At 58.6% G+C, this 24,793-nt stretch carries 24 protein-coding genes and 1 tRNA gene; 14 read left to right on the forward strand and 11 right to left on the reverse strand.

Going from position 1 to position 24,793, the window contains the following annotated elements; translation table 11 throughout:
* Positions 1 to 188: 188 nt before the first annotated feature.
* On the forward strand, positions 189 to 1,619 hold the full coding sequence (otsA, locus tag KHO23_RS03415) for an alpha,alpha-trehalose-phosphate synthase (UDP-forming) (protein WP_211609624.1): 1,431 nt from the start codon (positions 189 to 191) through the stop codon (positions 1,617 to 1,619).
* Between the two features lie 107 nt (positions 1,620 to 1,726).
* On the opposite strand, the gene KHO23_RS03420 is transcribed toward otsA, so the two are convergent.
* From KHO23_RS03420 to KHO23_RS03440, 5 genes are all read right to left on the reverse strand, one after another.
* The gene (locus KHO23_RS03420; RefSeq protein ID WP_211609625.1) at positions 1,727 to 3,181 is read right to left on the reverse strand and encodes an MFS transporter; all 1,455 of its coding nucleotides are present in this window, start codon (positions 3,179 to 3,181) and stop codon (positions 1,727 to 1,729) included.
* Positions 3,182 to 3,328: 147 nt separating this feature from the next.
* Complete coding sequence (locus KHO23_RS03425) at positions 3,329 to 3,832, reverse strand: YbhB/YbcL family Raf kinase inhibitor-like protein (protein ID WP_211609626.1); 504 nt, start codon at positions 3,830 to 3,832, stop codon at positions 3,329 to 3,331.
* Between the two features lie 217 nt (positions 3,833 to 4,049).
* A complete protein-coding gene (locus KHO23_RS03430; RefSeq protein WP_211609627.1) occupies positions 4,050 to 4,496 on the reverse strand; it encodes a very short patch repair endonuclease in 447 nt (148 codons plus the stop codon).
* 60 nt (positions 4,497 to 4,556) lie between these two features.
* On the reverse strand, positions 4,557 to 5,840 hold the full coding sequence (gene dcm, locus KHO23_RS03435) for a DNA (cytosine-5-)-methyltransferase (RefSeq protein ID WP_211609628.1): 1,284 nt from the start codon (positions 5,838 to 5,840) through the stop codon (positions 4,557 to 4,559).
* A gap of 286 nt (positions 5,841 to 6,126) precedes the next feature.
* Positions 6,127 to 6,453, reverse strand: a complete 327-nt coding sequence (locus KHO23_RS03440) for a hypothetical protein (protein WP_211609629.1) — start codon at positions 6,451 to 6,453, stop codon at positions 6,127 to 6,129.
* A gap of 187 nt (positions 6,454 to 6,640) precedes the next feature.
* Between KHO23_RS03440 and KHO23_RS03445 the strand changes: the two genes are divergently transcribed.
* From KHO23_RS03445 to KHO23_RS03455, 3 genes are all read left to right on the forward strand, one after another.
* Positions 6,641 to 6,832: a CsbD family protein gene (locus KHO23_RS03445; RefSeq protein ID WP_211609630.1), complete on the forward strand. Its 192-nt coding sequence runs from the start codon at positions 6,641 to 6,643 to the stop codon at positions 6,830 to 6,832.
* 147 nt (positions 6,833 to 6,979) lie between these two features.
* Complete coding sequence (locus tag KHO23_RS03450; protein ID WP_211609631.1) at positions 6,980 to 7,201, forward strand: hypothetical protein; 222 nt, start codon at positions 6,980 to 6,982, stop codon at positions 7,199 to 7,201.
* Between the two features lie 212 nt (positions 7,202 to 7,413).
* Positions 7,414 to 8,121, forward strand: a complete 708-nt coding sequence (locus tag KHO23_RS03455; protein WP_211609632.1) for a glutathione S-transferase C-terminal domain-containing protein — start codon at positions 7,414 to 7,416, stop codon at positions 8,119 to 8,121.
* Positions 8,122 to 8,185: 64 nt separating this feature from the next.
* Here KHO23_RS03455 and KHO23_RS03460 read toward each other — a convergent pair whose 3' ends face one another.
* On the reverse strand, positions 8,186 to 8,395 hold the full coding sequence (locus KHO23_RS03460) for a hypothetical protein (protein ID WP_211609633.1): 210 nt from the start codon (positions 8,393 to 8,395) through the stop codon (positions 8,186 to 8,188).
* Positions 8,396 to 9,597: 1,202 nt separating this feature from the next.
* Here KHO23_RS03460 and KHO23_RS03465 point away from each other — a divergent pair.
* From KHO23_RS03465 to KHO23_RS03485, 5 genes are all read left to right on the forward strand, one after another.
* On the forward strand, positions 9,598 to 12,447 hold the full coding sequence (locus KHO23_RS03465) for a type VI secretion system Vgr family protein (RefSeq protein ID WP_211609634.1): 2,850 nt from the start codon (positions 9,598 to 9,600) through the stop codon (positions 12,445 to 12,447).
* A 3-nt stretch (positions 12,448 to 12,450) separates the two neighbouring features.
* On the forward strand, positions 12,451 to 14,475 hold the full coding sequence (locus KHO23_RS03470) for a phospholipase D-like domain-containing protein (protein ID WP_211609635.1): 2,025 nt from the start codon (positions 12,451 to 12,453) through the stop codon (positions 14,473 to 14,475).
* A 3-nt stretch (positions 14,476 to 14,478) separates the two neighbouring features.
* A complete protein-coding gene (locus KHO23_RS03475) occupies positions 14,479 to 15,786 on the forward strand; it encodes an SEL1-like repeat protein (RefSeq protein ID WP_236066704.1) in 1,308 nt (435 codons plus the stop codon).
* Positions 15,787 to 15,820: 34 nt separating this feature from the next.
* Positions 15,821 to 16,093, forward strand: coding sequence for a PAAR domain-containing protein (locus KHO23_RS03480; protein ID WP_407946033.1), 273 nt, complete (start codon positions 15,821 to 15,823; stop codon positions 16,091 to 16,093).
* Between the two features lie 62 nt (positions 16,094 to 16,155).
* Positions 16,156 to 17,154: an SEL1-like repeat protein gene (locus KHO23_RS03485; RefSeq protein WP_211609636.1), complete on the forward strand. Its 999-nt coding sequence runs from the start codon at positions 16,156 to 16,158 to the stop codon at positions 17,152 to 17,154.
* Positions 17,155 to 17,739: 585 nt separating this feature from the next.
* On the opposite strand, the gene KHO23_RS03490 is transcribed toward KHO23_RS03485, so the two are convergent.
* Positions 17,740 to 17,922 (reverse strand): Arm DNA-binding domain-containing protein, encoded by a 183-nt coding sequence (locus tag KHO23_RS03490; RefSeq protein WP_236066705.1) that lies wholly within the window; start codon positions 17,920 to 17,922, stop codon positions 17,740 to 17,742.
* Between the two features lie 164 nt (positions 17,923 to 18,086).
* Positions 18,087 to 18,161: transfer RNA gene (locus KHO23_RS03495), tRNA-Arg, on the reverse strand.
* 205 nt (positions 18,162 to 18,366) lie between these two features.
* Here KHO23_RS03495 and KHO23_RS03500 point away from each other — a divergent pair.
* The gene (locus tag KHO23_RS03500) at positions 18,367 to 18,615 is read left to right on the forward strand and encodes a hypothetical protein (RefSeq protein ID WP_211609637.1); all 249 of its coding nucleotides are present in this window, start codon (positions 18,367 to 18,369) and stop codon (positions 18,613 to 18,615) included.
* A 147-nt stretch (positions 18,616 to 18,762) separates the two neighbouring features.
* Here KHO23_RS03500 and KHO23_RS03505 read toward each other — a convergent pair whose 3' ends face one another.
* From KHO23_RS03505 to KHO23_RS03510, 3 genes are all read right to left on the reverse strand, one after another.
* On the reverse strand, positions 18,763 to 19,002 hold the full coding sequence (locus KHO23_RS03505) for a hypothetical protein (RefSeq protein WP_211609844.1): 240 nt from the start codon (positions 19,000 to 19,002) through the stop codon (positions 18,763 to 18,765).
* Positions 19,003 to 19,008: 6 nt separating this feature from the next.
* Positions 19,009 to 19,131: a hypothetical protein gene (locus KHO23_RS35350; RefSeq protein ID WP_268963866.1), complete on the reverse strand. Its 123-nt coding sequence runs from the start codon at positions 19,129 to 19,131 to the stop codon at positions 19,009 to 19,011.
* A 125-nt stretch (positions 19,132 to 19,256) separates the two neighbouring features.
* Positions 19,257 to 19,409 carry a hypothetical protein gene (locus KHO23_RS03510; protein ID WP_211609638.1) on the reverse strand — a complete coding sequence of 51 codons (153 nt, stop codon included), beginning with the start codon at positions 19,407 to 19,409 and terminating at the stop codon, positions 19,257 to 19,259.
* Between the two features lie 1,565 nt (positions 19,410 to 20,974).
* Between KHO23_RS03510 and KHO23_RS03515 the strand changes: the two genes are divergently transcribed.
* The 4 genes from KHO23_RS03515 (at position 20,975) to KHO23_RS03530 (ending at position 24,659) form a co-directional block, all read left to right on the forward strand.
* The gene (locus KHO23_RS03515; protein WP_211609639.1) at positions 20,975 to 21,553 is read left to right on the forward strand and encodes a polysaccharide deacetylase family protein; all 579 of its coding nucleotides are present in this window, start codon (positions 20,975 to 20,977) and stop codon (positions 21,551 to 21,553) included.
* A 91-nt stretch (positions 21,554 to 21,644) separates the two neighbouring features.
* Positions 21,645 to 22,862, forward strand: a complete 1,218-nt coding sequence (locus KHO23_RS03520; RefSeq protein WP_211609640.1) for a glycosyltransferase family 4 protein — start codon at positions 21,645 to 21,647, stop codon at positions 22,860 to 22,862.
* A gap of 21 nt (positions 22,863 to 22,883) precedes the next feature.
* Positions 22,884 to 23,150: a hypothetical protein gene (locus KHO23_RS03525; RefSeq protein WP_211609641.1), complete on the forward strand. Its 267-nt coding sequence runs from the start codon at positions 22,884 to 22,886 to the stop codon at positions 23,148 to 23,150.
* A gap of 228 nt (positions 23,151 to 23,378) precedes the next feature.
* Entirely contained in the window at positions 23,379 to 24,659 is a 1,281-nt protein-coding gene (locus tag KHO23_RS03530) for a glycosyltransferase family 87 protein (RefSeq protein ID WP_211609642.1), read from the forward strand.
* The last annotated feature ends 134 nt before the right edge of the window (positions 24,660 to 24,793 follow it).

Consider the following 24,793-nt stretch of genomic DNA (forward strand, 5'->3'; position numbering starts at 1 on the left):
GGGTTCCGGTTTCGTCATATCAAGCAGAAAGAACTTCTTCGCGATGCTTCTATATCGCGCGTTTTTGCTCGTTTGTCACATTTGCAAACACTTTTATTTCCAGCGTCCCGGAAAACGGCACGCGAATTGCATGCACCTATTTGGCACATATCTGTATGCAACGAAACAACTGACGAGGTGAAGCACCAATGAGCAGACTGATCGTGGTATCGAATCGTGTGGCGCCGATCCAGGAAGGCCGTCCCGCGGCAGGTGGCCTCGCGATCGGCGTGCTGGACGCATTGAAGGAAACCGGTGGAGTCTGGTTCGGCTGGAGCGGTGAAACGGTGAGCGAGCCGTCCGCTCCGGTGATCGAAAAGCAGGGCAATGTGACGTACGCGACGGTGGGCCTCACCAAGCGCGACTATGACCAGTACTATCGCGGCTTTTCGAACGCGACACTGTGGCCGACATTCCACTATCGCAACGACCTGTCGCGCTACGACCGGCAGGAATACGCGGGCTATCAGCGCGTCAACGCGACGCTCGCCAGGCAGCTCAAGGCGCTGCTCAAACCCGATGACATCATCTGGGTGCACGACTATCATCTGCTGCCGTTCGCGCGCTGCCTGCGCGAGCTCGGCGTGAAGAATCCGATCGGTTTCTTCCTGCATATCCCGTTTCCGGTTCCCGAAGTACTCCGCACGATTCCGCCGCACGAGGAACTGGTCAAGGCGATGTGCAGCTACGACGTGATCGGTTTTCAGACCGAATCGGACCGCCAGTCGTTCGTCGACTTTATCGAGCGCGGCCAGCACGGCGCTTCGAGCGAGGACGGCATGGTGCACGCCTACAACCGTTTCCTGAAAGTGGCGGCGTACCCGATCGGTATCTATCCGGACGCAATCGCCAAGTCGGCCGAGCAGTTCACCGACCGCAAACCGGTGCGCAGCCTCCGAGACGGCATGCGCGGGCGCAAGCTGATCATGAGCGTCGACCGGCTTGATTATTCGAAGGGCCTGGTCGAGCGCTTTCAGGCGTTCGAACGGCTGCTGCTGAATGCACCGGGTTGGCACGGGCGCGTGTCGCTGGTGCAGATCGCGCCGCCGACGCGCGCGGATGTGCAGACCTATCAGCGCATTCGTCAGACGCTGGAGGGGGAAGCCGGCCGCATCAACGGCCGTTTCGCGCAACTCGACTGGACGCCGATCCAGTACCTGAACCGCAAGTACGAGCGCAATCTGCTGATGGCGCTGTTCCGTCAATCGCAGGTCGGCTATGTGACGCCGCTGCGCGACGGGATGAACCTGGTCGCGAAGGAGTACGTTGCATCGCAGGACCCGGCCGATCCGGGCGTACTCGTGCTGTCGCAATTCGCCGGGGCGGCCGAGCAACTGCCGGGCGCGCTGGTCGTCAATCCGTTCGACCTGTCGCAGATGGCCGAGGCGCTGGAGCGCGCGCTGTCGATGCCGCTCGCCGAGCGTCAGGCGCGTCATGCGGACATGATGGCGCCGATGCGCGAGAACAATCTGTCGGTCTGGCGCGATACGTTCCTGGGCGATCTGCGCGATGTCGCGACCGCCTCTTCGGTGACGGCCAAAGCGGTAAAGCTCGCTGACGTGACGGCATCGTCGTCATAGCCGCATTAGCGGCGGCGCGGTTCTTTCAAGAACCGCGCGTGCTGGTCACGTCGAACTAGTCGGGCAAGGCTGACGCATTAAACAAAGGCGCGGATCGCGGCAGGCGCTCACGCCGCTTGTACGTTCACGCGCTGCATCACGCGTAACGTGCTGACCACGGCGGCGACCGCCGAAAAGCACGCGGCCACATACAGCACAATAGTCGGGCCATGCTGCGGCGCGATGCCGAAGATCAGCGCGACCAGCGCGGCGCCGAGCGTCTGTCCGGTCAGGCGCGCGGTGCCGAGCATGCCGCTTGCGCCGCCGCTGCGCTCACGCGGCGCGGCGGACAACATGGTCCGATTGTTCGGCGACTGGAAGATCCCGAAGCCCGCGCCGCATAGTGCCATGCGCCACGCGATCTGCATGGGCTCGGGATGCGCGCCGAGGGTGGCGAGCAGCAGCAGACCCACGGTCATCGCAACGAGTCCGATGCCGCCCAGCCAGCCTGACGACACCTTGTCCGACAGTACGCCGGCAATCGGTGCGGCGAGGATGATCACCGCCGGCCACGGTGTCATCAGCAAGCCGGTATCGACCTGCGAGAAGCCGAGTGTGTCCTGCAACAGAAACGGCAACGACACGAAGGCCAGCATCTGCGCGCAGAACGAGCAGACCGAGGTGCCGATCGAGAGGGCGAACACCGGAATTTTCAGCAAATCGATCGGCAGCAGGGGCGCGGGCTGGGTCAATTGACGGCGCACGAAGAAGTAGCCGATCACCACCGCGCCGAGGGCTTCCGCGGCGACCCAGCCGAAGCGCTCGCCGTGACCGAGACCGTCCACGGCGAAAATCAGCAGGCCGAACACAAGGGCGTTCATCACCGCGCTGAGATAGTCATAGGGAGACTCGTGACCGGGATTCAGCGGCAGCGCCTTGAAGCCGCCGACAATCGCCGCGATTCCGATCGGCACGTTGATCGCGAACAGCCAAGGCCACGAAGCGACAGCGAGCACCCCGGAGGCGACCGTCGGCCCGACTGCCGACGATATCGCGACGACCATCGCGTTAATCGCCACGCCGCGCCCAAGCTGCGCGGGCGGATAGATCATGCGCACGAGCGCGGTGTTCACGCTCATGATGCCCGCCGCGCCGAAGCCCTGGACCACGCGGGCGAGCGCGAGCGTCGGCAGCGAGGTGGACAGCGCGCATCCGAACGACGCCACCGTGAACAGGATCAGCCCGCCCAGATAGATGCGCCGGTAGCCGATGCGGTCGCCGAGCGACGCGAGCGGCAGTAGTGAAATGGTGATGGCGAGCTGGTAAGCGTTGACGACCCAGATCGAGCCGGCTGCGCTCGCGTGCAGATTGCGCGCGATAGTCGGCAGCGCGACGTTGGCGATCGCGCTGTCGAGGACAGCGAGCGTGAGGGCGAGGGCGATAACCAGCATCGCCCAGTAGCGTTGCGGAATCGGCAAACCTTGTTCGGTGCTGTCCGCGAGCGGTGTGCCGGCAGCGTGTAGGGAAGCTGGAGCGGCATCGGCCGGCATCGACTTGTCCTTGCGCGATGGTTGTGCGTGCATCGTTCTTTTGGATTGTGAGTGGGGCGGTTCATCGACTCTGCGACCCCGCGATGAACCGCGCGCGCTGCGAGCCGTCCTGGAAAGGCAAGACGGCCCGCAGCAACGACGCCGGCGCTGCAACAGCGCAACGGCGTCGCGTTTCACGCGCTATTTGAGTTCGTACAGACCGGTGTGGGTGGTCGAGTCGAGCTCGTTCAGATGCGTCATGAAACGCGCCACCGCATTGGTGGTGTCCGCATTGATCGGCAGATGCGGCACCTTCAGCGCATGCAGGCGGAAGATGTAGCGATGCGTTCTGTCGCCACGCGGCGGCGCCGCGCCGCCGAAGCCGACCGTGCCGTAGTCGTTGCGCACCTGCAGTGCGCCTTGCGGCAGCAGCGAACTGTCGGCCTTGCCGGCATTGCGCGGCAGCGAGCGGACGTCAGCCGGAATGTTGACGACAACCCAATGCCAGAAGCCGCTGCCGGTGGGCGCGTCGGGATCGTGAACGGTGAGCGCGAAGCTTTGGGTGTCGGACGGCGGCGCGTCCCACTGCAACGCGGGCGAGATGTTCTCGCCGTCCACGCCGAAGGCCTTGTCGTGGTATTCGTGGGCTTTCGGCATAAAGCCGTTGGTGGGAAAATCGTCGGACCAGAGACGGAAATCAGCCATTGGGTGCCTCCCTTCTAGAGCGGTTCTGGGATGGTCGGCGCGTGCTTTATTGCTGCCGGCTTGCCATTGAGTTGTTGGCGGATTATTGCCGGCTTATTGCCCGATTCCTGCCCGATGTCTGCCAGGTCAGCACGCGAAAAACGCCTCGAGCTAGCCAATCGAGTGTATCACCAGCGGCTTCGGGATTCGTTCGAACCGGACAGGCTACGGGCAGCTTTCAGCCGCGTTCCTCGAAGCGCGGTGCCTCGCTCTTCAACCATTCGACAAGCCGCTGCAACACGCCCTCGATATCGCGATTCGCTCCGCGCAAAGCGCATTCCCATACCACGCCTACGCGCCAGCCGCTTGCGAGCAAAGCTGCCTGCACCTTGTCGTCGTTGCTGCGATTGCGGCCGATCTTGTCGCGCCAGAACTCCGGCCGCGTTTGTGGCCACTTGAAAAGATGACAGTCGTGACCGTGCCAGAAACAGCCGTGTACCAGTACGACCGCGCGGTAGCGCGGCAGCACGATGTCCGGGCGCCCCGGCAGGTCGCGCGCGTCTAAACGGAAGCGAAACCCCTGCCGATGCAGGAGGCTGCGGATCAGAAGTTCCGGTTTCGTGTTGCGGCCGCGAATCCCGGACATCATCCGGCTGCGCGTTGCACTGTCGACGATATCGACCATCTTTAGCGCCTGGGTGACCTCGGTAACCTGGCCAGGGGATCAGGCTGCTCAGGAATAGACTCAGGAATAGAGCGAGAGGGCCTGCTTCGAACCATTGTGCGTCTTCTCGGCGAGCAGGGCTTGCACATGCGGCAGCATGATGCGCGCTACTTCCCGCATCACCGGCATGACGACGCTGTTGCCGAATTGCCGGTAAGCCTGGGTGTCGCTCACCGGAATCCTGAAGGTATCGGGAAAGCCCATCAGCCTCGCGCATTCGCGCGGCGTGAGGCGCCGCGGCCGCAACCGTTCGCCCTGATAGACCAGAATTTCCGAGCCGTCCTTGTGATAACGCGCGGAGAGCGTGCGTGTGACGCTGTCGGGATAGGCCATGCCGAAGCCAAAGCCGTTTCCCGCCGCACGATGCTTCGCCGCGTAGTTTTGCAGGTAGGTCCAGAGATTCGGCGTGAGCGTGTACTTCGGTTGCACGCGTTTGCCGGCGTGGTCGAAGAAGCGATCGTGGTCCCACGGCAGCACCGGTTCGCTGCCGTCCGTGCGATGCAGGATCGAGCCGAGGCGCGGGCCGCTTTCCGGCAGGCGCAGATCGTCCCAGGAGAAAGCTGTCTTGCCGCGAAAGCCGACGATGATAATGCGCTCCCGGTGCTGCGGCGTGAAATGCTGGCCGTCGACCACGCGGTAGTGCACGTCGTAGCCGAGTTCGTCGCGCAAGGTCTGCAGGATCACCTCGAAGGTGCGGCCCTTATCGTGCGAGAGCAGATTCTTCACGTTCTCCAGCAGGAACGCGGCGGGGCGCTTAGCCGCAATGATCCGCGCGACGTCGAAAAACAGGGTGCCTTGCGTCGTGCACTCGAATCCGTGCGGACGGCCGAGCGCGTTCTTCTTGCTGACGCCGGCGATCGAGAACGGCTGGCACGGAAAACCGCCGAGCAGCACATCGTGGCTCGGCACTTCTTCGGCGGGAAACGAAACGATGTCGCCGATCAGCGCGTGTTCGCCGTCGGCCGGGTAGTTCTCGCGATAGGTCTTGGTGGAGAAATCGTTCCACTCGCTCGTGAAGACGCAGTCGCCGCCGTGCGCCTCGAAACCCATGCGAATCCCGCCGATGCCGGCAAACAGATCGACAAAGCGGAACTGGGCGCCGCCCGTCGCCGCGCCGGCCTTTGTCGGGCCGCTACTGTGCAGCAGATCGCGCAGGGCCGGTTCGAGCATCGACGGGCACGGTGTTTCGCCTTTTTCCCAGCGGCGTACCGTCTTGATGTCCTTACCGACGTGCGCGGCGATTTCGCGTTGGGTGAAGCGGGCGCGCGCCTGTCTGAGCAGGTCGAGCGATGCGACGAGGGTCACGGAGGTCCTTGCTGGGAATTTTTGCGGACATTATGACCTAAGGTCGTCCCTTTTTCCTATTTTCGTGGACGAAGGGCAGAAACTTTCCGACATCGCAAAGACCGTTTTCGTCTAAACGCGACTGTCACAGGTGGGCGTGTAGGCTTACGGGGTGACGCGAATTCCCTGCGTTGCGACGTGTTCAGGCCGCGACAGGGTTCGCGGCCTTTTTTTAGCGGGGAAGTATCGGGCTGACCGGCATTGGGCTGACCGGCGCGGAAGGCCGGCCATCAAGGCTTGCCGCGCGTCAGATATGACGGCTGGCCGTTGCGAGATGGGGCGGTTGGGGTAGCGCGGCGGCTGCCGGGGCCAGTTCGTTCCACGCTGGCGGGACGCTGGCCTCAAACTCGTCGAGCTGCAGCAGGAGGCTGTCGACCCCGCACAGCTGCGCATGGGAGAGATTGCCGGTGTCGAGCAACTGGTGCAGACGCTTGCGCCAATAAGTGGGCGGCAGAATCGGCCCGGCCAGATCGCCGTGTAAAGACGGCCGCATCACGCGCCAGATATGCGCGATGTCCTGGTCGATCAGCGCCGTCTGGGTTGACCCCGTCAGCGCGGTGAGTGTGCGTTCCATAGCCCCTCCATGGCACCTTTACGGCAAGCGGCGGCGGGACTTTAGCGTTTTTTCTAAATATTTATCGCGACCAGCGCGGTCGGGCGAAACCGGCTGGGCGGCGTGGATGGCAGGCGCGGGCACACCCGTTGCTGAATTCGAGTACTGGCGCAAAATCGCGCCGGCATGTCAGATATAGGAGCCGAATATGAACAAGGACCAGGTGAAGGGCGTGGGCGAGCAGATCAAGGGCAAGATTAACGAAGCCGTCGGTAAGGCCACTAACAATCCGGGCAAGGAACTCAAAGGCGACCTTCAACAAGGCGCAGGCAAGGTGCGAAAGGCCTATGGCGATGCTAAGGAAGACGTCAAGGACAATGCAAAGCGCAACGCGCCGTGATCCGGAGCGCGGTGCCGCTTGAAGAGAAAGGGCGCTTCGGCGCCTTTTTTGTTATGGCCTGGGAGTAACCCGGGTTCGGCGCCGCGGACGCTCCAGGCGTCGTGCACCGCCTTTAGACTTGGCGCATCCAACACGGAGGAGGCGCGCATGACACCCGAAAAAATGCTTTCGATGTTCGAGCGGCAGTACCTGGAGGGCAAGGCGCCCGTCGACCTCGAGCCCACCTGTGCGAGCTTCGCCACCTGGCTGGCCGCGACATGGGAGCAACTCGATGGCGAGCAGAAGACCTTGCTGCTGACGGTCGGCGCGGCCTTGTGGCGCGAAGGGTATAACCTGCGCGCCGGGACGGCGACCAAGGATTTGTGGTGAGGCATGGGGGCTTCCGTGGTTCGGCGATAGGGCGGCGCATCGAGTAGCCACGTTCGCGTTGGGGTGTTTGGGGGCGCGCGCACGCGTTGTGTTGAGTCGGTTTATATTTGGCGGTCGCGCGTTCGGGGCCTTCTTTTCGGTTTCATGGCCGATCGCGGAGTCCCGATCCCAATTCCCAGCCGCAGCTCTCGCACAAGGTTTACATCGTCACCATGACCGATCTATCCGTCTTCCCAATCACGAAGAAATGGCCTGCCGGGCATCCGGACCGGATTCAGCTGTATTCGCTGCCGACGCCCAATGGCGTGAAGGTGTCGATCATGCTCGAAGAGACCGGTCTGCCCTATGAGCCGCACCTCGTGCGCTTCGATACGAACGATCAGATGTCGGCGGAGTTTATGTCGCTGAATCCGAACAACAAGATTCCGGCGATCATCGATCCGAACGGCCCCGGCGGCAAGCCGCTGCCGCTGTTCGAATCGGGCGCGATCCTGATCTACCTCGCGGACAAGGCCGGCAAGTTGATTCCGCAGGATGCCGCCGGCCGTTACGAAGCGATCCAATGGGTGATGTTCCAGATAGGCGGCATCGGCCCGATGTTCGGCCAGGTGGGTTTCTTCCACAAGTTCGCCGGCAGGGAATACGAAGACAAACGCCCGCGCGACCGCTACATCGCCGAGTCGAAACGGCTGCTCGGGGTGCTGGAGCAGCAGCTCGAAGGGCGCAACTGGATTCTCGGCGATGCCTACTCGATCGCCGATATCGCGACCTTCCCGTGGGTGCGCAATCTGATCGGCTTCTATGAAGCAGGGGATCTGGTCGGGATCGAAGACTTTCCGAATGTGAAGCGGGTGCTGGCGGCGTTCGTTGCGCGCCCGGCAGTCGCGAGGGGATTGGATATTCCGAAGCGGCCTTCGTGATGGGCTGAGGGCGGTTTGTATAGTTACAGTGACAAACACTGTGACAAACGCGACCCAAGGTCGATCAAGGCAGCTCGGTCGGATTGCCACCCATTGCTCGATAAAGGTCGCGCACAAACTCCTCGCTGACAACATCCCACTCGGGTGAGGCATAGAGAACGTCTTCGGGATTCTTCTTGCCCTGTGCGTGACGCAGTGCGCGCACGGTCATTTCGAGGGCCATCGCTTCTTCATATAGCGGGTGGCCAGGGCGGAGGCGGTCGTCGTTTTCCATGCCTGATTTTCGGCGTTCGCCGGGAATACTTTAGGTATCGGCGGTCGATGTGCTTTCGCAAGGCTCATGGATTCTGTGGAATGGAGCCTGCTTTTGCTTCGTTTTTGCGAGTCCCTTTTCCTTGCCGGTGGCAAGACCCTCCGAATGCCGCTTAATCGCCGTGCGTAAGATTTCCAAGATGGTATGGTTGTGTGATTGTGCATCTGAGACGATTGCATCTAGCGCATTCGCAATCGCTTCGTAATAAACAAGCGCTAACGACGGGTTAGGAAAAAAGAGTTAGATTGTGTTGGACGTTTCAATGTCCATTTCTCTTCCCGGGGCCGCTTTTCTTGGATTCGAGGTTAGGGCGCAAGGGTGCCATCCGACGCATACCAATTGTGCTGCTTACGCAGTGACGACGCGGCTCCTGCTAGCGCACGCGGGGCGACGATGATCGAGCGGATTTTGAGTCAGTTGTCTTTTGTGACTGCCTGGAATCAGGCGCTGCTGCCGGTTCAACAGTGAAAGACCGCGAGTTCCCGAACGCTCGGTGACGACCATGGCGGACTTCGCTTTGACATCGAGGTGCTCTGAGTGAGTAGTCTCGCGCCACGCTTTTAGTATGTGTTTGCGCCATAGCGCGCGCAACTCTTTCGTCGATCTTAAGGACAATTCGAGGAGTGCAGATGTCTGCACTCCAATGCTGCATGCATGTCAGGTATACCCACGCAGGGTGGAGTACATCGGTGAGCTTGAAATCGTCAGATACGACGGCCGGAGCAGTATTGCTGCAACACGGTCGCTTACCTCTCTTTTTCTTGCTCGGGCAATCGTGTTGCAAAAAATCGAATCTTTGCATCGGCGCGAGACGGTCAACGCTTTCGCTTTGATCTCGCAGGAGTGAGGCAGCGAGCGTACATCACGTAGAAGCTTTTAATCTGCTCCGATGACCACATGAGCAGCCGCCCCGCGCATACTCTCCCGCGCAGATCACTCTGCTTGCCATTTACGTGACGTCAACGGCATAGAGGGCGGTGAATAACAGATGGCACGGCGTATTGAAAGCTCTGTGAAATAAATACTTTTCGGGTCAGCATCCATCAAATGCATTTTGCATAAATCATTTTTTACTTTTCAATTTCTGATACTCGTCTGATTGCATTCACACTATCGTCATACGTAAAATCGCGCGACTAGCTGGAAAAACGAGGGGGAGCGGCATGGGCGCGCAGGATTTAGTCGGGGCGATAACAGGCGGCCTGTCGCAGCAGGACCGCCTTCTGAAACTGGATACAACGGAGGGCAATAATGTCCTGCTGCCGCATCGGCTCATTGGACGCTCGCGCATCGGCCGTGATTACCTGTTCATGCTCGATTGTGTATCCGTATCGGGCGATGTTCAACTCAAGACGCTGATCGCGCAGGCCGTCACGCTGTGGATACAGCAGACGGACGGTTCATATCTCTCCCATCACGGCTACGTGCATATGGCACGCCGGTTGGGGAGCGAAGGTGGTCTGACCACTTACCAGCTTGCGTTTTCCTCGTGGATGCATTTCCTTAAGTTCCGGCGCGACCAGAAGCACTGGCAGGATAAAAGCGTCGACGCGATTGTCTCGGACGTGTTTAACGAGCACCCACAGGCGCGCGGAATGTTCCGCTTTGTATTATCGAAGCCGCTGCCCACGCGCTCGTACTGTCGGCAGAGCGAGACTGACTGGAATTTCGTGCACCGGCTGCTGGAGTCAGAGGGGTTGTACGGTATCTGGCAGCAGGCGAGCGACGGCCAGTCACATACGCTGGTGATTACCGACCGCCTCCAGACGCTCGAACCGCTTTCGCCGGAGACGGTTGGGTTCTATCGCGCAGGCGTGAACAGCGAGGCCGACGCGCTTATGCAGTGGTCAGGTACGCGGACGCTGCAATCGGTGCTGTTGTCGACGCGCACGTTCGACTACAAGAATCCGCCGACGCCGTTCAATCCGAAAGCTACAGCGATTCCAACGATGGCGAATCAGGGAGCGTTGCCTGCACAGACTGAAGTCTACGAATATACCGGTGGCTACGCCTACCCGGAACAGGAACGCGGCGATCACCTGTCGAAAATCCGCATGGAAGATTGGGAGTCGCAGGCAAAACGCTTTCATGGCGCAGGTGGTCTGCGCGCAATCGACGCGGGGCGACGCTTCACGATAGTAGGTCACCCCGTGCACGATCAGGATTCCGGCGACCAGCGTGAGTTTGCTGCCATCGAGGTTGAATGGACGGTCGAAAACAATCTTCCACTTTCCGGGCATGAGGCGAATTACCCGTACAGCCTGAGCAATCAACTCACGCAGGCTCGCGCCGACGAATCGGGCAAGCTGTTCAGCGTTGCGCATGGTGACGGCTCCACGGGGTTCTATCGGGTTTCCGTCGAAGCGCAGCGCACGGGCGTGCCGTACCGCAGCCCGTTCGAACATCGCAAGCCCGAAGCGCAACTGGAATCGGCCATTGTCACCGGTCCAAAAGATCAGGAGTCGTATACCGACGAACTGAACCGGGTCAAGGTGCTGTTCGTGTGGGACCGGATCAATGAGGGCGATGAGCGAGCATCGTGTTGGGTGCGCGTGGTGCAGTCCGATACCGGTGATGGTTATGGTGGTGTGCACATGCCGCGTGCGGGTGAGGAACTGATAATCGGCTATATCGGCAACGACATCGACCGACCCATTGCGCTGTATCGCGTGTACAACGGTGCAGCGAAACCGCAATGGCACTCGAACGGTCTGTTGTCCGGTTTCCGCTCGAAGGAATTCTCGGGCAGCGGCTTCAATCAGTTGGTGATGGACGACGCGACTGGCCAGAACCGCGTTCAGTTGTATAGCAGCAGCACCAACGCACAACTTCACCTCGGCTATCTGATTGATCACACGGGCAACACGCGCGGTAACTTCCTTGGTAGTGGCTTCGATCTGAGTTCCGAAGCATACGGTGCACTACGTGCGGGGCGTGGGCTTTACGTATCGACGCATCCTGTCGCCAGCCAGCCTCTCGATGCGCGTCAGGCAAGCAGCCAGTTGATCGGCTCGGAAAGTGTAATCGAAGGATTGTCGCAGGCCAGCGAGAGCGCGCAGGCCGAAAGTCTGAAGGACGGGTGCGATGCGCTGAAGGCTTTTACGGACGCGACACAGCACAGCGAAACGGGGGCAACAGGCAGCGGTGGCAACACGGCAGGAGGCGGAACCGGTAACGCGAATACATTCGCGCAGCCCGTCATGCTATTTGCTGCACCTGCGGGTATAGCACTGTCGACACAGAAGTCGACGCACGTCGCGACGGACCAGCACATCAATCTGGTAAGTGGCCAGAGCACGCACATCGCAACGGGTAAATCATTGGTGGCGAGCGTCACGCAGAAGCTGAGCCTGTTCGTGCAGAACGCGGGGATGAAGCTGTTTGCCGCGAAAGGAAAGATTGAGGTGCAGGCGCATGCTGACAATGTCGAATTGACGGCGCAGAAATCACTGCTGCTTGTATCCGCCACTGAAAAGATTCAGGCCGCAGCGCAGCAGGAAATCCTGCTGACATCAGGTGGCGCATATATCCGCATCAAGGACGGCAACATCGAGATTCACGCACCGGGCACGGTCGACTTCAAGGGCGCGAACTTCCCGTTCAGCGGGCCAACGAGAATGGACGTGACCAATCCGGCGTTCAAGGATATGCCGACAAGGCAACTGACGCTGAACACGATGGCTTCACCTTCCGCGACAAACGTCGTGCCTGTCGGTATGCCGTACAAGCTCTACGCGGACGGTGCGATGGTGAAGCAGGGCGTATTCGACAGCACTGGGCAGTTGCCAATCGATCATCACGTAACGACACAGAAATACACGCTTGAACTGGCGAACGGCGTGAAGCACGACATACCAGTTCCCGGCGATTATCGCGATGTTGCGAATGGCGCGCTCGCGAATCAGGGATTTCCGTTTCATGAGGGATTATCCGGCAGTGACGGCGCAGCGCCGGACAGGGCAGCACACCGGCAGCTTTATAACGAACTGCTCAATCCCTCCTCCGAAGCCTAAACCATGGCGAATCCGACCACATCGATTACGACACCTCTTGCCCTGAACCAAACGAGCAGCGCTAGTATCCCGTCGCCATGGTTCGTGCAGCAGACCGAATACAATCCCCGGTTGGCGACGTTACGGCCACTGGTGAACGGGGAAGAAGCGTTCGGTGCCGTCTACGATGCGATCCATGATGCCAAGCATTCAGTCGACATCATCTGTTGGGGGTTCCAGCCGTCGATGTTCTTCCGGCGCGGGAGTGGCGACAACAAGACAATCGGGCAGCTTCTTGTTCAGAAGGGCAAGGAAGGCGTGAAGGTCCGGCTGCTGTGCTGGCATGACGACTGGTATATATCGCAGTTGAGCGAAAATAACATGCCGGGCTATGACGCGGAGACATGGATCAAGCGGCTTATTCCCGATTGGGCGTATGACAAGTGGTCCACGCTGATCGCCAAAGACTACCAGAGCACCGCAGAACGTCTCTACGATTCGTGGTGGTATTACTGCGCCAACCTGAATAACGTCACGATGGTCGGCACGTGGGATTCCGCCGTACGCAAATTGAAGTGGTTCACGCATTACCCCTTTACCTTCTCGGATGTCGAGTTCGCGACCCGCGACTTCACGCTTGATGAGCGTCGCGAGAATATGTGGCGGCTGTATCTTCGTGGCAAGGATTCGGAACGTGATACGCGCACGAAAATCCAGAATGCCTTTGCAACGGGATTGCTGACGCCGACCCATCACCAGAAGATGGTGCTGATCGACTATGAGGACCCGAACCTTGCGACGGGCTTCGTGATGGGGCACAACATGCTCGACCAGTATTGGGATAAAAACGATCATAGCGCTAAGCGCAACGGGCCGGGTGTGGGGCGTAATGGACCGACGCCGTGGCAAGACATGTCGAGCATGGTGACCGGCCCGATTCTTCAGGACCTGAACGATAATTTCTGTCTGGCATGGGATGGGGCAACGGGGCAGAGCCTCGGCAAATCACGCAAGGGTATGGAGAAGCAGTTGAAGATTCGCCCCGGAAAGGATACCGGCAGTGCCGTGATGGCGCAGATCGTGCGCACGCGCTCGCAGAAGGAAAAGGGCAAGAAAAGCGTCACGGATATTGAGGTGATGTACCTTCAGGCGGCGAACAACGCGACGAGGTACGTGTTTATCCAGAACCAGTATTTCCGGTGGGTGCCGCTCGCTGAGCAGATCAAGCGTGCGGCACTGGCGCAGACCAAAGGGGGCCGCGACCCCGGCTATCATGGTCCGATTCATCTGTTCGTGATCACGAACTCCGATGACGCGGCCGTGGCTAACGGGACGTTCAATACGTACCGCATGCTTCACGCGTTGGGACAGACAAACTCAATGCCCGGCGTCACGAGGGCAGTACAGACTCCAGCTCAGGATGCTGCCGTGGAAGCGAACCGGAAAGCGCTTCAGGATGCGCTGGCGCAGGACCAGGCGCGCGAGCAGCAATTGCAGTCCGGACAGGGGCTGGTTGTCGACCCGTTCAATCCCGGCTCTGTTTCGGGTGCGATGTCGGCCTACACACAAAATCAGCAAGCGATTCAACAGGATCAGCAGAATCTCGCTGAACTGGAGAGCAAGGACCTCGCGCACGTCGACATACCGTCAATGGACATGACCAACCTGAAGGTGCACGTGTGTACGCTGGTTGCGCCCGATTCGCCGGCGGGCGGATGGGTGCCTGTTTACGTGCATGCGAAACTGATGACTATCGATGATGCGTTCACGACGCTTGGTTCCGCGAACCTCAATTCCCGAAGCATGGAAGGTGACAGCGAACTGAACATCTGTACCGAGCATTCGGATGTAGCGCAATCGCTACGCAGGCAACTGTGGGGCCTGCATACAGGTGAGCAAGGTGCTCAGGATGAGCCCGTAGAAGCATTCAAACAGTGGGGAATAATAATCAAGAGAAACACAGTCCGCCAACAAAGCGGCGATCAACCTCCGGTAGCTTCCCTCGTCGGTTTCCTGCGATCAACCAACGACATCAGCCGCAGCGATTAAGCCATGAAACGACACCTTCTGATCGTCGCGCTTTCACTTCTGTTTTGTGCCTGCACGAAAAAGGAACCTCCGGTGACCTCACTGCCCGACATGAGCGCTGTGCGCGCTAATCTCGCGTTTACCTGCACGCATCAGGCGGACCATTTACCGCCGCTCGACCCGCAGGCAGACAGCCTGTTCCGCTACGCGCGGTATCTGGAAAAAAAAGAAGGTGCCAAGGACTTCAACGACGTTGCCCGTTACTACAGGATTGCAGCGGCACACGATCATTACAAGGCAAACCAGAACCTGCAATCGCTTCTTTCGCAAGGATTGGCTGACTCGCCCGATGCGCCGACTGAAACGGTTGATCTTGCAATGCAACTGATCAAGCAGGGTATCCCGAGTGGCTACTACGATGTCGGCCACTATCTCGAAACGGGCTACGGCCTGAAGCAGGACGTAGAAGCTGCATTGCATTACTTGCGCAAAGCAGCCGACCTTGGTAATCCGGAGGCGCAGGCTTATGTCGCGGAACAACTGGCACCTCATGATCGTGCTCCTGACATCGCACGGCAGATGCGGCAATGTGCTGCGGATCAGGGCTACGGGGATGCGGCAAATACATTGGGGGTTTTCCTTCAAGACAGATCGGATTACGGTGGGGCGATTAAAGCGTTTCAAAATGCCGTGAGCGCTGGCGACACGCTGTCGGCCTCAATTTTGCGAAATGGATTCAAGGGACCGCCAGCGACCAATCAACTCGATTATCTTGCACTTCCAAATGATCCGGAGCGTTCCCGGCGGTACGATTTAATCGGTAAATTCATCGACTCCCACGACGGTCGCAACCCGAAGGTTCCCGACATCGACAAAATCGTGCCTTTGCCGCCCGCGAAACTCCCACCGTGGGACGGCACGTTCCAGTGGCAAAAAGAGCAGGACGCAGCGGTGCCGCCGCAGAAGCCATCTGACGAAATTATCGACCAGATGGCAGGAGCAAAGCATCTTGATCCCGCTACGGGCCTGCCGCTATCGGGATTGTCGAACAAGACATCGCAGGCCGACGAACCTTCGAACGGCGCAGCCCGTCAACCACTCGGCACTCTAGCGAGCACAGGGGATATCTGCCCCGAAGATGGCGTGTGGCACGCGAAGCTCGAAGCGGGGCAGGTTGGAGACACACAACGACGTTTCCTCAAGGGCGATACATTGCCTTCGCTCGTCGTGAATGTACCGCGCCAGCTTACGTTTCTTGACCGAATGATGGGTACGCCCCAGCAGACTGTAAAGGTTGCGTGGCAACTAGTTGCGTACATCGATCAGGTGTGATGTTCCAATAACAGGTAGATCGTGAAGATATCTGATCCTCGACGGCGATCACACGACAGCATCCGGAACGGTTCACGCGCAGCCGACGGCGCTGTCATTTAGTGGTCGGCATGTCGCACATGAAGGCGATGACGCAGCGTGTCCGGCCTGCAATTCGATGGGCAAGATTAAATGCGATGGCCCGCGCCTCACGATGCCGGGTCCGGGCGGACGCCGCACAGCACTGAGCGATGATTTGTGTATCTGCAAATGTGATCCTCCGCCGAAGCTCGTCGCCTCACAGCAGTCAATGTCGGTCGAGGTTTGACGTCCTGACAGGCAGGATTGATTACCCCGGACAAACGTAGGAGTTGAATTGTGCGAACTTTGATGTTGCTGCTGTTTGTGGTTGTTGCATTCACCGGCTGTACTGATCAGAGCGGTACGTCATCGTGGCAGGGCAATACTTCATCGCAGGAACTAGACCACTTCAATCATTCGACGGTGTGGGATGACGCAAGCGCCGAGGAAAGGGATCAGACGCTCATCGCGCAGTTCAAGGGCAGGTCGTTCGTATGCCGTCAGGCAAAAGACCACACGCCGGAAGATGCGGGCAACGCAGCGCGGGCTTTCGGCGAATTTGTCCAGTACACCACTCACGGTGATGGCGTTCCTGATTTTTGGGACAGCGAGGCTGCACGCAAGAAACGTCTCGATCTGATAAGCGCCGCCATCAAGGCAGGGAGCTGGAAGGCGGACTATGTCGACAGCGTCTGGGCTTTTAAGGCGCGGGGAGACGCTGCGGCACATCAGGATGCGGCGCGACGGCTTGAGAAGTTGGCGTCTCAAGGTATTCCGATTGCGGCATACACCTATGCGACCTATCTTGAGCAGACTCCGGATGAGCAGGAACGGGTGATGTCTGAAGCAATCGACCGAGGAAGTCCCGACGCAATGGCGTGGGTGGGGGGCAATATTGTTGTTCGGTCAAAACAGTTACGGCAGATCGGCAAGGCGATGCTGGACTGTGCGGCGGCGCAGGGAAATGGAGACGCTTACGACAGCCTTGGTTTGCTCGCAGACATGGAAGGACGAAAGGTGGATGCCTATCGCCTTTGGGAAAAGGGCGTAAACAATGGATGCTTAGCGTGCATTGGGCGCATGGAAGAATTCGCGAAAATACGCGCCGGTTACGATCCGTCCACCGGGACTACCGATGCGACGCCTGCATTGAAGCAGATCGGACACTTCTATTCGGATAATTTTCTGTTCGAATGGACCCGCCTGCCGGATCTTTATAGGCCGCTCGCCGCCGACCTGTCGTTCCATATCAGCGATGGCGATATCTTGAAGCTGCTGAAATTGCAGGCATCCACGCCCGAATCCTGATCTGCATACAGGGTGGCTTCGATGACGCGATTCGTCTGGCATTTTCATGATGGCATGCGTATGCAACTGTGCGTGAACGAACAACAAATATGACCAGCAATGAACCGACGTCTATTCTCGATCTGTGGCACCGCTGCCGCTGTCGGTCACGCATACACGCCAGAATTATTGATCGAGACTGAAGTCGGTGGCGCGAAGCGATGGAGCGCGAAACCGTTCACGGAGTGGGCCGTCGTTGGGTGTTCGGCCCCGATAACGAACAAGTCGCAATTGCGGCCGCACGAGTGGGACGGACGACCCAGCGCACAATCGCAAAATGCAGCTTGGGCGGAGAGGCGGCAGATGAGGTTGATCTGCCAGTTGGGGCAAGCAAGCCTCTACGGTGGTCCGCCGGCTCTAACTCCGCTTGCGGCCGGCGGGGAAGAAATCGATCTGTTTCCGGGATGAGCGCGGCGGCTATCTTCGCTTACGATTTTCCTCCAGCTTCATTTCATGAACTAGGAGGCGGTTATGCAGTCGGACCAAATCCGCCAATCGCTTCGTTTCTGCTGGAGCGGGCCGCGTCGCGTTTTTTACGTGTTGCCGCTAACCCGACTTCGGGTATACGCCGGGTGCCAACAACTTCTCTTTTCCGGCAAACCGGTACTTGAAGCGCCACCATTTCTGACCTGCAGTAGTGACAAGAAGAAACAATCCTCCGCTGTCGTACTTCTTTAAGGGCGTCGAACTGGGTTTGATGTTCCGAATAGTAGTGTCGGTCAATGGCATGTGGGGGTATCTGGCTTGAGAGCTATTCTGATACCCCCCAAGTTGCCCCCACTTACCCCCAGCTGTAAATGGTTGAGTTTGGACGTCGCTGGAAACGAAAAACCCCGCGAAGCTAGGCTTGGCGGGGTTTTAAAGATTTCTTCGGACTTCTCGGGACGTATGTTTGGTCCCCCCGACAGGAATCGAACCTGTATCTAGCGCTTAGGAGGCACTTGTTCTATCCATTGAACTACGGGGAGATAGATGTTTTCAATCGGACGACCGGCGCCTTGCTTCTGTTGGCCTCAGCCTTATCCCGTGGGCGTTTCCGGCATTTCTGCTTCTTCCTAAATGAAGCGCCGTGACAGCCTGTGAACCCCAGTTTATAGCAGCGTTTGCTAAAAATTGATCCTGTAGCGTTGAAAAGCGATTTGGCACTGCTACAGCTTCCGACCGGGATAAAACGTGGCTTCAATCCTGCCAGCAGGCAGTCGCTGGCGTGCCCAGGCGCGCAAGCGAGGGCAGAGTATAGCAAAAACGCTCAAAACGAAAGGTGCTGCCGAGGCTTGGGCGCGGGAGAAAGAAGTCGAGATCGACAAGGGGCAGAACGCTGTCGACGCTACCACTGTAACCGTGGGCGACCTCGTCAAAGAGTATCGCGAGATGCGGGACGAATCGGACCGGGCCGTCAAAACGAAATCGAACGAGTACTAGATCCTGCAGCGGCTGGAGGATGCGTTCGAAAGTCATGTTGCTACACGGCCCACGACGCAACAGATCGTCAAGTTTACTTAGGATCGCAGGAAAGCCGACGCGGGTGGGTACACCGTCGACAGGGATATTTCGAAGCTTGGAACGGTGCTACGTCATCTGGTCAAGATAGTCTGCGACAGCGTCATAGTGCGCGTGACGCGCAGCTTCTTCCTTGGCTGTCGGTATCGGGAACGTCTCGGCGCTAACCTGATTGCGGATGGTGTCTTCCGACATTGCAAGTGGTTCGGCGAGGTAAGCCATCGTCAGGCGCACGCCGTAGCGTTTGAGAATAAATGCGTGGGTGAGAAGGACATTCGGATAGATGACAGGCTGTTGGGTGCCAGGCAACGCATTTCAGCTTGGCGTGTCTTCTGGCTGGCTGTGGCTGCACAACAGCGGCCACCGCGTGTCATGGTCGTTGGCGAGTGGCGTGACATAGTCAATACCGTAGCCGGCGCGGGCGAAATGATCACTCATGGCGCGCTCCTCGTCGAGAGGACGGTCGGCGGTGAACCTGACCGGATGATTGCATCCATACGCGCGGTGCCGTCCATTGTGGATGGCGCTGTATTACGTTGACCGTGCTTCGGTGGGCCTGCGACTCAGTTCTTTGCAGGTGTTTCGAGCGGCAGGTATTGTTCGCTGTCATACGCGGTAGTGACCGTGTAGCCGTCGCGTTTGCGGATCTTCAGAAAGAACAGGGTAGGCGAGACGTCGGCGACTCCGCCGCACGCTTCCGTGTGGTTTTCGCGCACCCGCACCAGAATGTATTCGCCCTTGTCGGCGGTATCGAAGAGCAGGCACTTGGTCTTGTCTTTCGAGAGACCGTAGGTACGCGTGATGTCGGCCGCACGGGTGGTTGCATTATTGTCATTCGTTACCGGCTGCTGAGCGGCGCACGCCTGCGTGCTGACGATCAGCGCTGCCGCGATGCCGACAGGCCTCTTCTGACAGGTGCGGATCGTTACGGTGTCCGGCGGTGGCTTTACGTATCGTTTTCCTCCGGAACTATCGTCGTCCGGGAAAACACGGCAAAGTGACTTTGAACGGCTCAGTTCGACCCTTCAGCGTCCTTCATTATTCGAAGATGAATGGACAATAGCAATCCATCTCTGACAGGCCTTGCGCCTGTCATTCCACCCCCTGAACTATTGCGTGTCGACCGTTTCGGTCATCCAGGCCAAGGGAAGCACAGCGGCTTCAAGCGCCTTAATGCCAGGAGAGGCTGATGCCGGGCTCCAGTCGTCATCTGCACTGAAAGCCCGGCGGGTGTCTTTCGGTCCGCGGTATTCGGCAGCCGGCGGTTGAACGTTGGGGTTTTCTTACGTGGCGAGCGCGGCGAACAGCAATGCATGTTGAAAGCTTGATGAAGTTATTCGCGCCGCGCATTCATGTCGAGTTGCTTGTGCGCTTGTCGAATTTTGTCGAGCGTCGCAAGATGCGCGACGCATCAGCTATGCGGCGGTTGAGTTTCGATTGAGTAATACGAGGAAATATCTACCGACAAAACTCCACAATCGCTGTAGCAAATCGACAGTCATGTGAGACGGCGATGATTAACATCGCAACGCACGAGTCAGGTGACGTCGAGTGACCACACGCTACTGTTGAGCCACACGTACCGCTCGCAAGATCGACGGACAGGAAACAAGGATGCAGTTCAGGAAACGAAACTCAATAGTGGAAGCAAGCCAATGGTTCGTGCCGGGCGATCATCCGCGAGTGGAACGTCAAGGGCAGATGTGGGCCATCGGAACACCGGAGGGTTGGCGCAAGGTGAATCCAGGCGACTGGATACTGACGGACGGCACGGGAAACTCGTGGCCGATGGGCGATCGGGAATTCCGTTATCGCTACGAGCCTGCTGAGGGCCTGCCATGCAGCGGGGAGGGCGGGCATCGGTCGGCTGGTTACCCAGCGATGACCTGATCTTTGATCATAGCGGGCTGCACAGGGTTCCGGCACTGGCCCTCGGAATGGCCGGAACCCCTTCGCCGGCCCCGAGACGGGCCGGTTTTTTTTCAGACTTTCTGTGCGGGATAAGCATATGCATGGTTAGCATGCCAAATCATCTAACGAGAACGGCTGAATTGTCCGCAGCAAACGGTGCTGACCGTTTTGACTTTCATAGTAGATAAGGCCATCGATGGAATCTTACGCTCGCTCGGTACCGGTCGTGATGTACCACCATGTTTCACCATCGCCCGGGGAGCTCAGCATAACCCCGGAGCACTTCGAATCGCAGATGCGTTGGCTAGCGCGTAACGGATACGTCACGTTAACGGCGGACGAATTCGCGTGCTTTCTACACGGCGGGGCAATGCCCGAGAAGTCAATCCTGTTGACGTTCGACGACGGTTATCTGGACAACTATGTTCATGCTCATCCGTGTCTTGCGCGCTACGGTCTTAACGCGATCATGTTTCTTGTAACAGGTCGTGTCCACGACGGTCCCGCTCGATCCTTCCTGAGTCGTGCTGCCAGCGCGGAACGTTCGCACGCGGAATGCGAACGCCTCGTTCAGATCGGGCAAGCCGACGATGTAACCGTACGCTGGAGTGAAATCGACGTTATGCGCGCGGCTGGTACTTTCGAATTCCACAGCCACACTCACAGTCACCGGCGTTGGGGCCAGTTATGTACTGATCCAGACAGCAAAATTCATCGCATCCGCACGGACATCGAGACGTCAAAGCGGATTCTGACCGAGAAAATGGGGGGGCATCAAAGCATTTGTGCTGGCCAGAAGGCTATTACGACAATGACTATATCGATGCTGCCCGAATGGCTGGGTTCGAGTACCTCTACACAACGCGCAACACTCAACGCAACTTTCCGGGTAGCGACCCGTGCCAGATTCATCGCATGGCGGATAACGGCAAGAATGGAGAGTGGCTAGCGCGGAAGGTGCAGCGGTATCAACACGCGCAGTGGGGCGGAGCGTACTACTGGTTCAAGCGATTCAGAGAATTTGGAAGGAACGCGTTTTCATGAAGATTCTGTACACCAACTTTCATACGGGTGACGGCGGCGGTCATACGACCTATATCCTTAACCTGGCGGAAGCACTGAGGGGGCGCCATCGCGTAACGATTGCAGCACCCAGGTCAAGTCGACTCTATCTCAGCGCGGAGCAGATGCCGGATGTCGACGTCGTTGCACTGGATTTCCGCAATACGCTGACGTCAATGGTCAACACCGGACGGGCCCTGCGACGTCTGATCAAACTGAATGGTTTCGATATCGTGCACGTCAATGGATCGGCGGATCACCGGATCGCGATGCTTGCTACGACAGGATTGGGAAAAAGCAGGCCCTGCATTGTTTACACGAAACACAATGATCTGCCAGCGAAGAGCGTAACCACATGGCTTAAGGGCACGCTGGGGACCGATGCGGTAATTTCTGTTTCGGCATACACACGCAATCGGTTAGCGAAAACCGTTTATGGACGCAAGGTTAATTGGGTTGTGCGGCACGGGATCGATCTCGAACGCTTTGTACCCATGAGGACAGCCGCCGCCGACAGGATTCGAGGTCATCTCTTGCCGGGGATTCCGGAGGATACGCTGGTAGTTGGCAGCATCGCAGGCATGGATGACAACAAAGGCTGGACGGACATGGTGACTGCGGTTGCCACGTTGCCGGATGCATTACGCAAACGCGTCCGCATTGTCCTCGCGGGGCAATTACCCGGGGCGGAACAGCTATCGAGGGTGGCTGCGCTGGGGATGGCGGCGCAGGTAATCTATACGGGAATGCTTCGGGATGTCCGGCCCGCAGTAGCGGTGATGGATGTAGGCTTTGTCCTTTCGCAGCGGGAAACGTTGTCATTCGCATGCCGGGAGATGATGGCGATGGGTAAGCCGGTGATTGTTTCCAACGCGGGCGGCTTGCCTGAAAACGTCACGCCCGGTGAGGACGGGTGGGTTGTCCCGCTTGGTGGATGCGGGTACATCGCTCAGATTCTCGCGCTCCTGCTGGGCAACCCGTTCGAGGTCGAGCGTGCCGGTGCTGCTGCGCGTGCCAAGAGTGAAGCACAGTTCTCGTTGCAGACTTTTGCGGATCGTACAGAGGAGGTGTACGTGGAGTGCCTGTCAAGAGTCTCACGGTTGACTTCCGGCAAAAGTCCCGCTCGAGGGGGAGCCCTGGTCTTACTGTGTCAGAAAATTATTTTCAGAAAAGCGATACTTGGTACTATTGAATAATACGGACTTCGGGCGATCGCGATGAGAGAAGATGTCGACGCCTTCCTCGATACGCTCTCTGGCCCGTCCCCTGTTATTTGGCTGACGTGGCTAACCTTTCTCGGCTCGCTTGATCCTGACCGTGAGCTGGGGTTCTCACTCGCCAAATCAAAACGATGGCAGAAGCTTAAGCAGCATGCGGAACGCCTCCGCGACAACGCCAGGCAACATGCTCCGCTACACGCCCTGAACTATCGCCGCCTGGGAAGATCCGGCAAAGTGACTTTGAACGGCACGGTTCGACCCTGAGCGGTCATATAAATCCCTCCTTAGCGGGCCTTCGCAACGCATGCGAAATGGCTCACCTGAGTCAGTGAAGCATCGACGCGACTGTGAGTTGTCGGATTGCACATCTAGTTGCGTGGCCCGATCAGCCAAGAATGAGGTTTTTCCCTACGTTTGCTTGAACAGTCCCCTTTTTTCGTATAAATCGGATAATTGGTGGAGAGCCACCGAATGAGCGGGGAGAGATAGCGAATGAAAGAAAAGACCACGGGCTTTGAAGGTGCGCCTAACTGGCTAACGCGACAGCGAATCGCGCTGTATAGCGCTTGCATCCTGCTGATGGAGTTGGTGTACCTGGCGATCCGAATCGATGGCGCCTACGTGCGCAAAATCCCCGATTTCTTTGCGCTCGGCTGGGACTTCGCCGTCTTCTGGGCAGCATCCCTTGTGACCCTTCACGGCCCTGCGTCCAACGCATACGACGTCGCACTAACTGAGCCGATCGTGAGTGCGCTTGAGCACGCCGCACATCGCCCCTTTCCTGCACCGTGGGTCTACCCGCCGACCTTCCTTCTCGCCGTTAAGTGGTTGGCGCTGTTGCCGTTTGCCTGGTCCTATATGCTCTTTACGGTATTGGGCATGGTATTTTCAGGCTTCACATGGAATCGAATTCTGGCGGCGCCTTCTCTGTCCAGTTGGCTGCCCGTACTGGCATTTCCGGCGCTGTGGATTACCTTGTTGTCGGGGCAAAACTCGCTATTTACGTTTGGCCTTGCCGCAGCCTCCCTGGTGCTTCTCGATAAGAAGCCTGCCCTGGCCGGGGTATGCATTGGACTGCTCGCCATCAAGCCGCAGCTGGGGATCGTTTTTCCGCTCGTCCTTCTCGCCGGACGACGATGGCGCGCTTTTTCTGCGGCACTGATCACAGTCGGCGTATTCTGTGCAGCCGCAGGCTTTGCGCTGGGGTTCGAAACCTTCAGCAAATTTATCGCGGCCGTCCCGCAGTTCAGCAAGCTCACGGTCGACGTCAACTGGGCCGGGGGCATGCCGACGTGGTTTGGAATCGCGAGGCATTTCGGCGCTAGTCCGATCGCAGCTTATCTGACTCACGCTGTGATGGCAGCGCCATCGCTGGCGCTCGCCGCCTTTCTCTTTGCGATACCGTCCCGCGCTACCCTGCGGGCAGCGGTCGTCGCGCCAGCCACGTTACTGTGCCAGCCTTACCTGCGTGGCTACGATTTTGTCTGGCTGGCGTTGCCGATCGCCTTTCTGATTCTTGACGCACGTCGTCACGGATGGCTCAAGGGGGAGCGGGCTGTGCTGGTTACCGTATGGCTCGCACCGCTCGTATTTTTCTTTCCTCCGAATCTGCAGCCTGCGCTGTGGTTACCGCCCATCATGGCGATACTTGCAGGAATCATTTTCCGGCGAGCGCGTATGGTCACGCATCTCATTCCGCCGGTCATGTCGGAGACGACGGATGATTCGGCGGAGGTTCGGACACCGGCCGCGCACGATGTCCCAGCCGATTGAGCGTCGCGAGCGCTTGCTGATTGTCGACTAACTGGACGCCAACTTCGTAGGTCCCCTTGTGGCCGAACCTTGCCTGATGCCCAACTTCCGTACTCGACCCTGAACAGGCACCCACATCTCTACATAGCAGCCGG

Origin of the sequence: Paraburkholderia haematera (assembly GCF_905220975.1) — a bacterium.
Taxonomy (GTDB): domain Bacteria; phylum Pseudomonadota; class Gammaproteobacteria; order Burkholderiales; family Burkholderiaceae; genus Paraburkholderia; species Paraburkholderia haematera.